Annotated in this window: 2 protein-coding genes; both read left to right on the top strand. The window is 34.0% G+C overall.

Annotation, left to right across the window (positions count from 1 at the left end; all coding sequences use genetic code 11):
* Positions 1-3: 3 nt before the first annotated feature.
* The gene (locus CBB91_RS11675) at positions 4-1,587 is read left to right on the top strand and encodes a hypothetical protein (RefSeq protein ID WP_345906849.1); all 1,584 of its coding nucleotides are present in this window, start codon (positions 4-6) and stop codon (positions 1,585-1,587) included.
* A gap of 4 nt (positions 1,588-1,591) precedes the next feature.
* On the top strand, positions 1,592-9,754 hold the full coding sequence (locus tag CBB91_RS11670) for a DUF4815 domain-containing protein (protein WP_345906848.1): 8,163 nt from the start codon (positions 1,592-1,594) through the stop codon (positions 9,752-9,754).

Here is a 9,754-nt window from a genome sequence, read left to right as displayed (position 1 = left end):
AAAATGTCAGCAATTTTAACTGATCAGTTTAGAATATTAAGAGCTTCGGAATTTATATCTTCTGTAGAGGATGTTAATAATTCTTACTATGCTTTTTTATCAGTACCTAACACCGACGAAATAGATAGTAATTGGGAAACTAATATACCAGACCCAATTGATAGTTTTGATGAGGAAAATCGTGCGTTTGATAATATCGTAGCATTATCAAAGATAACTCCCAGTGATGTTAGGCAGGTAGTAAAGAAATATGAATGGATTTCTGGCGAAACTTATGAAATGTATAGAAATGACTACTCTAGAATTAATAGAAGTCCCGCGACAAATTCTACAAGACTGTATGATTCTAAATTCTATGTTCTAACGAGCCAGTTTAGAGTTTATATTTGTTTGCAAAATGGAACGGATACTAGCAATCCTCAAGGAAGACCTTCAGTCAACGAACCAACTCATACAACTTCAACACCACAATCTGCCGGGGATGGTAGTGATAAGTATATTTGGAAGTATCTATACACCATAAGTCCAAATGATGCAATTAAGTTTGATTCTACAAATTTCATACCAGTTCCTCAAAATTGGCCAACGAATCCTGAAGTAAGTTTAATAAGAGATGCGTCTGTTGATGGATCGATTGAAGTTGCAGTAATAACTAATTCTGGAATCGGTTACGGATCCGCAAATACAATTAATAACATACCAATTATTGGAGATGGGTCCGGTGCTGAGGCTTCGATTACAATTTCTTCCGAAGGAAAAGTTGTTGATGTATTAGTAACTAATAGTGGATCTGGATATAGTTATGGAACTTTGGATATTTCTAATATCACCCATACTGGAATAGGAAGCACCACTATAGCAAACTTTGACGTTATAATACCCCCAAAGGGGGGACATGGAAAAGACATTTATAGAGAATTGGGGTGTAATAAAGTATTGCTTTATAGTAGATTTGAAAATTTACAATTTCAAAATCCAGATGTAATTTCTAGTAATAGTTTTTCTAGATTAGGAGTATTAAAAAATCCATTAAAATTTGATGGAACTTCTCAGTTTAATGAATCTACTGCTTCTGGATTATATGCACTTAAATTGACTGGTGTAGGGTCCTCTAGTTTATCATTTACTGATGATGAGCGTATTATTCAAACCATAAGTACTGGATCAACATCTATAGGTAGAGTTGCGTCGTATGATAAATCTACACAAATTCTAAAATTTTGGCAGGACAGAAGTCTTGTATTAACTCAACCAAAAGGTGGGCCTAGTTCTCCGGCATATGGGGAAGAACCAGAATATGGATACAAACTTCATAGATTTACTGGTAGCATTGGAAGCGGGGGAAGTCTTATAGTAGGACAACCAGACAACCCATCTCCAAATGGTCTGGAAATAGATGGCTCATTCAATGGTTCAACAACAACAATAAATAATAGAACATATAATCTTGGTCAGGAATTTGTAAACGGGGTTGCCAATCCAGAGATCAAACCCAGATCTGGAGATATAATTTATGTTGATAACCGAGAGTCTATCCCGAGATCCAGAAACCAAAAAGAAGATATCAAAATTATTATAGAATTCTAATAACATGCCCCAGCAAACTAATCTCAACATTTCTCCTTACTTTGACGACTTTGATGAAAATAAAAATTTTCATAAAGTTTTATTCAAGCCAGGATTTCCAGTACAAGCAAGAGAACTAACGACTCTGCAAAGTATACTTCAAGATCAAATTGAAAAATTTGGAGATCATCTTTTCAAAGAAGGTTCTCAAATAATCCCAGGTGCTTTAGGAATTGATCTTACCTATTATGGTATAAAAATTGATTCTTCTTTTTTCGGAGTTCCGGTATCATCTTATATTGATAAATTGATCGGAGTAACTATTAAAGGCGCAACCAGTGGTGTTACAGCCAAAGTGTCAAAAGTTTTAGATTCTACCGAGTCTGAAGAAGGTTTTGTTACTCTTTATATAAAGTATGTAAATTCAAATCCAAATTCAGAATTTCAGGTTTTTCAATCTGGAGAATCATTGATAACAAATTCAAATATAATTTATGGTTCTACCTTAATTCAGGCTGGAAATACTTTTGCGAATACTATCTCAACTAGTGCTAGTTTTATAGCATCTGCAGCAACTATTAATGATGGCGTATATTTTGTTCGGGGAAATTTTGTAAAGGTAGGTAAACAAACTATCATATTAGATCAATATAATAGTGTTCCGTCAGTAAGAATAGGTTTATTAGTAAAAGAATCCATAGTAAATTCTATGGATGACCCATCTCTTAATGATAACTCTCAAGGATTTTCAAATTATGCTGCACCAGGTGCAGATAGACTTAAAATTGATTTAGAATTATTCAAAAAAGATTTTAATGATATAGATAATGAAAATTTTGTAGAAATAGCTAGACTGAATAAAGGAGTTACAGAAAAGTTTGTTGATAGATCTCAATACAATTTAATTCGAGACGAATTAGCGAGAAGAACTTATGAAGAATCGGGAGATTATATAATAAAACCCTTTGAAGTATTTCCAAAAGAAACTTTAAATAATTATTCGGGAAATCAAGGTTTATATGATAGGGGAACTGTAACGCCAGAAGGCAATGATGTATCCGATGATTTATTAACATATAAAATTATGCCCGGAAAGGCATACGTTAAGGGGTATGACATAGAAACTATATCTCCAAAATATTTGGATGTGGAGAAACCAAGAAATTCTGTAGGTGTACCAACATCTGGAATAAATATTGAAAATGGCACTACTGTTAAAATTAATAATGTATCTGGATTGCCACTGGTTGGATTTGATCAAAACAGTATAATCGAATTAAGAAGTGAGAGAAGGAACGAAACAACAGGTGGACCAGGTATTGGTGGTCCAGAAATTAATCATGTTGGATTTACTACAGTAGGAACTGCAAGAGTTGTAGATATAATTTCTAACAAACCTTATGAGAATAATTCTTCACAATATCAATTGTATCTTTATGATATTCAAACATATAGTCAGGTAGGAATTAATACATTAGCCCCCTTTGATAATCATCTTAGTGCTCCGGCTTTCATAGAAGGAAAATCTAGTGGGGCAACAGGATTCTTAAAATACGATGCTTTTCATTCTCAAAATGTAATTCTAACTCTCACTAACGTTTCTGGACAATTTATAAAGAATGAATCTTTAGTTATTAACGGAGTGGAGAGAAATAAAATATTAACCACCAGTGTTAATGATTTTAATCTGGGAGATGTTAAATCAGTATTTCAAAGCAAGGATGAGTATTCTGGACTTGGAACTCATTTTAATGCGGATACAGTTCTAGATAAGGTAATTTCTCTCTCAAAAGTTGGATCAGAATTCCAGATATCTGGAAACATGAATGCGAGTGTTGGAATTTTAACCTGCACTAATACTTTATTATCAAATATTGTCAGACCAAATGATATTGTTATATACTCAAATCCAAATCCACGCATAGTAAATGGCGTAGATGAAATAAGTGATCCGCAACTGACATACAATAAAGTTGAAGAAGTAGATTCGAATGGAAAAAATTTAACTATTGTTGGAGTCTCAACAGTAACTGGTGTAAATAGAGGTTCTTTAATTCGAGGAGGAACACAGACTACCTCTGTTGGAATCTTAAGGCCAACATTTAACTCAAGAAATGGTGAATTTTTCACTCGGTTAAAGTATGAAAATGTGTCTTCTATAGATCTTACACAAGGAGATATTAATTTAACATATCAATTTGCAGTAGACTCTTCTTCCGGTAGTTTTACTATAGATTTAAATTCTATAGCAGAATTTCAAGATGAAGAAAATATATCTTGGAAAGATATTGACGGAAACTATGAATTAGTAAACGAAAGCGGCCAAATAATTCCAATATTTAGAAATAATACAGTTGTAACCGGAAGTAAAGTTATAACCATATCTGGAATAAACGATATAATTCCTGGTATTCAAGGATCTGTAAATTCAACATTTATTGCAACATTAAATAAAAAATCTGTAAGATCTAAGCAAAAAAAATTCAATACTATCGGCGATCTTACAATATCTAGATCAAAATATACATCGGCAGGAATTGGAACTACAACTCTAAATAATGGATTAGTTTATTCTTCAGTATATGGAACCAGGGTGGAAGATCAGTTAATTTCACTCAACTGTCCAGATGTTTATAGAGTTTATGGGATATATGAATCTAAAGATACCAGCGATCCAAAGTTACCATCATTAGTTTTAACTGATGTAACTGGTTCTCTCCCAAATGTGGGTGCTTTTGTTATTGGCGAAACCATACAATCGCTTTTTGGTGTTGCCAAGGCCTTGGTTGTAAGTAAAGATGTTGCTAATAACAGGTTAGAAATTCAGTATATGAATGATGAGAAGTTTTTACCGGAAGAAAGCATTTTTTCATTAACTTCATCAATTACTGCAAAAATTTTAACAACAACTATTGGTGATAATGATATTTTTGGCGATTATTATTTTGATAGTGGAATTAGGTCAGAATATTATGATTATTCAAAAATAATTAGATCTTCAAATTTTGAACCCAAGAGAAAAATAAGAGTAATTTATCAGAAATTTTCGACCGAATCTACAGACCGAGGAGATTTTTATAGTGCTAATAGTTATCCTTCCGATATATATCAATCAATATCGTTTACATCATCTAAAGGTAATCTAATACGAAATAGTGATCTTATAGATTTTAGACCAAAAGTAAAAGACTATGATTTAGCAACAAACACAAGATCTCCTTTTGAATTTGATGGGAAAGATTTTTCTAATTCATCAGACCACACTCAATTTACAGTAACTCCTAAAACTAATTTAGAAATTGCATTTAATCATTATGTTGGAAGAATTGATAAAATTTATTTAACAAGAAATGGTAAATTTACAGTACAAAAGGGGGTTGCTTCCAGAACTCCAAGAGAACCATCAAATGAAGATTCTTCTCTCTTATTAGGAACTGCATATTTACCCCCATATGTATTTGATGCTAAACAGGTAAAGTTTATAAAATCTGATCACAAGCGATATACCATGAAGGATATTGCTAAACTTGAAAGTAGACTTTCTAATGTCGAATTCTATACTTCACTTTCATTATTAGAAACTGATACAAATTCATTAACTATAAAAGATCCAACAACTGGATTAGACAGATTTAAGTCGGGATTCTATGTTGATAATTTCGGCACATTACAGCTCGCTAATACAAAGGATCCTAGTTGGGGATGTTCTATCGACACTAAAAATAATCTATGCAGACCTTCTCACAATACACCAGCAATAGATCTTCAATTAGGTTCTAGTGCAATTCCTGGTGTTACCAGTGTAACTACACCTAATGCTGATTTGGCATTTGTAACAGATTTAGGAAATCCAAATGTAAAGAAGACTGGGGATCTTATTACTTTGGATTACGATGAAGAAGAGTATCAGTCTCAAATATCTGCAACAAGAACTGAAAATGTAAACCCATTTAATATTTCAAATTGGTCCGGATCGATTGAATTGGAACCAGAGTCTGATGTTTGGGTCGCAACAAATCAATTAGAAGTAAATGCTATCAAAGTTGAAGGATCCTATGAAGCATTTATGAAGTCATATCCACCCGAAGCTGATGGGTGGTCTGCTATTCAATGGAATGCTTGGGAAGAAAATATTGCAGGAAGAACTGAGGAATCTTCTATTGGACCAGTGAGAGAAACTAGTAGAATTCAGGGAGAAAGTAACTGGGAAAAAACCGGCGTGGAAGATTGGAGTAGAGTCCACATAATGTCGAATGGTGCTGGTAGGGTGATGAACTCTGGCGATAATGAACTTGCAAATGCTTTGATCGACTCTTTGTCAGAGGCTATTGCACCATCTACAGTGGATTCGAATGGTATTAGAACGTTTAGAATAGATGCTGATAGTCCTGCTGGCCAAAGACTTATCCGGCGTTTTGGTTCTCCAGATGCCTCTGGAATACTTATTGCTAGAAATGCGGGCGAGGAAACACGATATCAATTTGTAGAAGGCGGGGCAGGAAATGCTCTAGGACAAGGATTTCTTAGAAATTTACAGAGGCAAGGCATTCGACCAGGAACTCAGGAAGCTTTAGAACTTCAACAGGTGAAGTTTGAAAGAGGTGGCGGTGCCAGATTTGGAACAGCTGATAGTGGAATTGGCAACGTAGAAATTGCTAGAAGAAGAACTGACACGGTATTTACAGAACAAGATACTACAATTACAACTAGACAGGAATTCAATAGAACAGGAGTGCAATATCAGGTTACAGAATCTATAGATATACAGAAACTTGGAAATAAAGTTGTAAGTAGGGATATTATTCCTTTCATGAGAATTAGGAATATTGAATTTATTTCTAAAAGACTAAAACCACTTACAAGAGTATATCCATTCTTTGATGGTGTTAACTTTAATTCATTTATAATTCCAAAACTACTTGAAGTTACCAATGTATCTGGAGAATTTGAAGTTGGAGAGACTGTTCAAGGATTGATGCCCGAAGATAATCCAGATATTGTTGGTGATGGAACAAATCCCAGAATAAGATTTAGATTGGCAAAGGCAAATCATAAGTATGGTCCATATAATAAACCAACAGCAACATATACGAATATTCCATATGATCCAGATTCTACTATGGAATCTGACTATTCAGAATCTTCCAGCATTCTCAATGTAGACACTTTTGGATTATCTAGTATTGACGATAATGGTCTTGGATGGGTTGGGATAGGTATGAAGTTAACTGGTCTAACTAGTGGAGCTCAGGCAACAATATCAGGTCTTCGTTTAGTAACTGACGAAAATGGTTCTGTTCGTGGTTGTTTATTTATTCCAGATTCTTCGGTAGTAAAAAATCCAAAATTTGAAACGGGAACAAAAACTTTTAGATTAACAGATAGTCCTACCAATTCTTCGACCGGAGGGTTTGTAAATACATCTGCAGAAAGAAATTTCTTTGCTCAGGGAGAACTGGAAAATCTTCAGCAAGATGAAATTCATATTAGAAATGCTACGGTAGAGACGAGGAATGTAGAGCCTCAACAACGAATTGATATTGAGACTAGAACGGAAACAACAACCAATATTGCTGAAGAAGAAGTTGTAGAAGACACAAGGTGGATTGATCCACTTTGTCAGTCATTCATTACTGGTGACGGAGATGGAGTATTCATTAGTAGCATTGACATTTATTTTAGAACAAAATCGGAGGCAATTCCGATTACTTTACAAATAAGATCTTTAAGAAATGGTATTCCAACTCAAACAATACCTGCATTTGGAGAAGTTACACTAGAACCAGAAAATGTAAATGTATTTGATGCGACCGGAGATGGAACAATAGTTTCCACTAGATTCACATTTCCATCTTTGGTATATTTACAAGCTAATAGAGAATACGGAATAACTTTATTATCTAACTCAGATGATTATACTGTTTATATCGCTAGAATGGGAGAAATTGATATATTTTCAAGTACTGATGACGATAGTTCCACTCAAAATATCGTCTCGCAGCAACCTTCTGCAGGTGTTCTATTTAAATCGCAGAATGGATCTACTTGGTCGCCAAATCAATTTGAAGATCTGGCCTATAAAATCAATAAAGCTAAATTCAAAGAAACTAATGGAACTGTAAGATTCTATAGTCCCATTCTTTCTGAGGATAATAATCACATTAGAAGATTGAGAGATAATCCTATTATCACCGGTTCTCGCCAAATTAAGATTGGAATAACATCATCAATTGCAGAAGATCATCTCTCTAGCATTTCTCCTGGTGTGGCAATAACACAAGGAGGAAATCCCAACTTTGAGGGAAGAATTGTTGGTCTGGGTGGATCTATGTCCGTAGATGTCACTGGAAGTGGTTTAGATGTTCCATCATATAAAACTAGTTTGAGTGTGAATATTGATGATCCTGGAGTGGGAATTATTCCATTAGCCGGGAATGGTAGGGCGACTTATGAAAATATTTCACTCACCTCCGCAACAGGATCTGGTGCAACATGTAGTATTGTCGTTGAAAATGGAGTTGTTGGTATCGTTACCGTTTTTGATGGAGGAACTGGATACCAAGTTGGCCAAAGATTGTCTATAGATCAAACTAATTTTTCCAAAATTGGGGGAGAAACTCCAAAATTATCAGTCGTCAATTTATCTACCACAAATACATTATTTGTAGATAACGTGCAGGGAAATTATAATCCAAATAANGAAATACAATACATAGATTCAACTGGAATAGGAGTTACTTTAGTTACTCAAATGCCCAATATCGCAAGCGTATTCCCAGACAATACTAGAGATGGTCTTCATATGAATGTTTTATTCCATAGTCATGGAATGCATTCCTCAAACAATTTTGTAAGATTGTCTAATATAAGGACCGATGTCAAAGAGTTAATTTTATTAGATTCTATGACAAAAACCTCTACTGATGACATCATAATTGCCGAAACAGGAAATACTTCTGATGTCGATTCATATATGTTCTTTGAAAATTTAGAAGTTTCTGATACTAACCCAGGTTATGTAAAAATCAATAATGAAATTATCAGATATACATCAATAAATTCTAATATGACTGGCCTTTCTGGAATTACTAGAGGAGTATTTAATACTATTCCAAGTTCACATACTGCTAATAATTATGTAGAAAAATACGAATTTAATGGCATATGTTTAGCTAGACTTAATACTCAACACAATTTCGCAAATGTTAGCGTATCGATTGGGACTTCAAGAACATTGGATGATTATTTTGTCAAAATTGATACTTCCGGAATATTGGATGGTTCTACCACTATTTTAGCTGATAGAAGTGGTTCTGGAAGTCTTCCAAAACTATTTTTCTCCGAAACAAAGAGATTGGGTGGGGTTAATGTCAAGTCAAGTAAGAACATGCAGTTCGAAATACTTCACCCAAATGTTCAGACCTTTACTCCAGGAGAAACAACAATTGATGCAAATGTAAGGACTATTTCTGCAACCAGCATTGGTGCTTATGAAAATGAAGTATCACAACCATCTTTTGAAGATATGGGATTTGAACCTGTTGTTCTTAATGAGAATAATTATTTTGATTCCCCAAGAATGGTGGCTTCNAGAGTAAATGAAGAGCAATTCTTAGCANATCTTCCTGGATCAAGATCCTTAACCTTAGAGTTAAATTTAAGCACAAAACACAAAGATTTATCTCCAGTTGTAGATATTACTAGAGTTAATGCAATCTTATCTACAAACAGGATCAATAATCCAGTCAAAGATTTTGCAAGTAATGGGGATATTATGAATTCTTTTACTGAACCACACTCTGCAGTATATCTAACAAGACCAATTAGGTTAGAACAACCAGCAACTTCTATCAAATTAATGTTACTTGGGAATAGACCATCTGGAACTGATATTAGAGCTTTATATAAAATCTTTAGAGATGATGGTCCAAGCAATCCAGCATTTGAGTTATTTCCTGGATATAACAATCTTGGAAACAATTCTGAAATATTGGACCCAAGAAATAATAATGGATTACCCGATACTTTTGTCCCAATAAATGGAAATGATAATGAATATTCAGATTATGAATTTACAATGGACAATTTACCAGAGTATAGTGCATATCAAATTAAAATTATATTCACTTCAACAAATCAGGCAATTGTTCCGAAAATAAGAGATCTCCGAGCCATAGCATTAGCATAA

This window comes from Hyphomonas sp. TMED31 (assembly GCF_002172815.1).
Taxonomy (GTDB): Bacteria; Pseudomonadota; Alphaproteobacteria; order Caulobacterales; family Hyphomonadaceae; genus Hyphomonas; species Hyphomonas atlantica.
The sequence above is the reverse complement of the archived record's forward strand: the minus strand, read 5'-3'. Positions and strand labels throughout refer to the sequence as shown.

Excerpts from the sequence above, each read along its gene's own strand:
- CBB91_RS11675 (WP_345906849.1), top strand. The coding sequence starts at position 4 with ATGTCAGCAATTTTAACTGATCAGTTTAGAATATTAAGAGCTTCGGAA.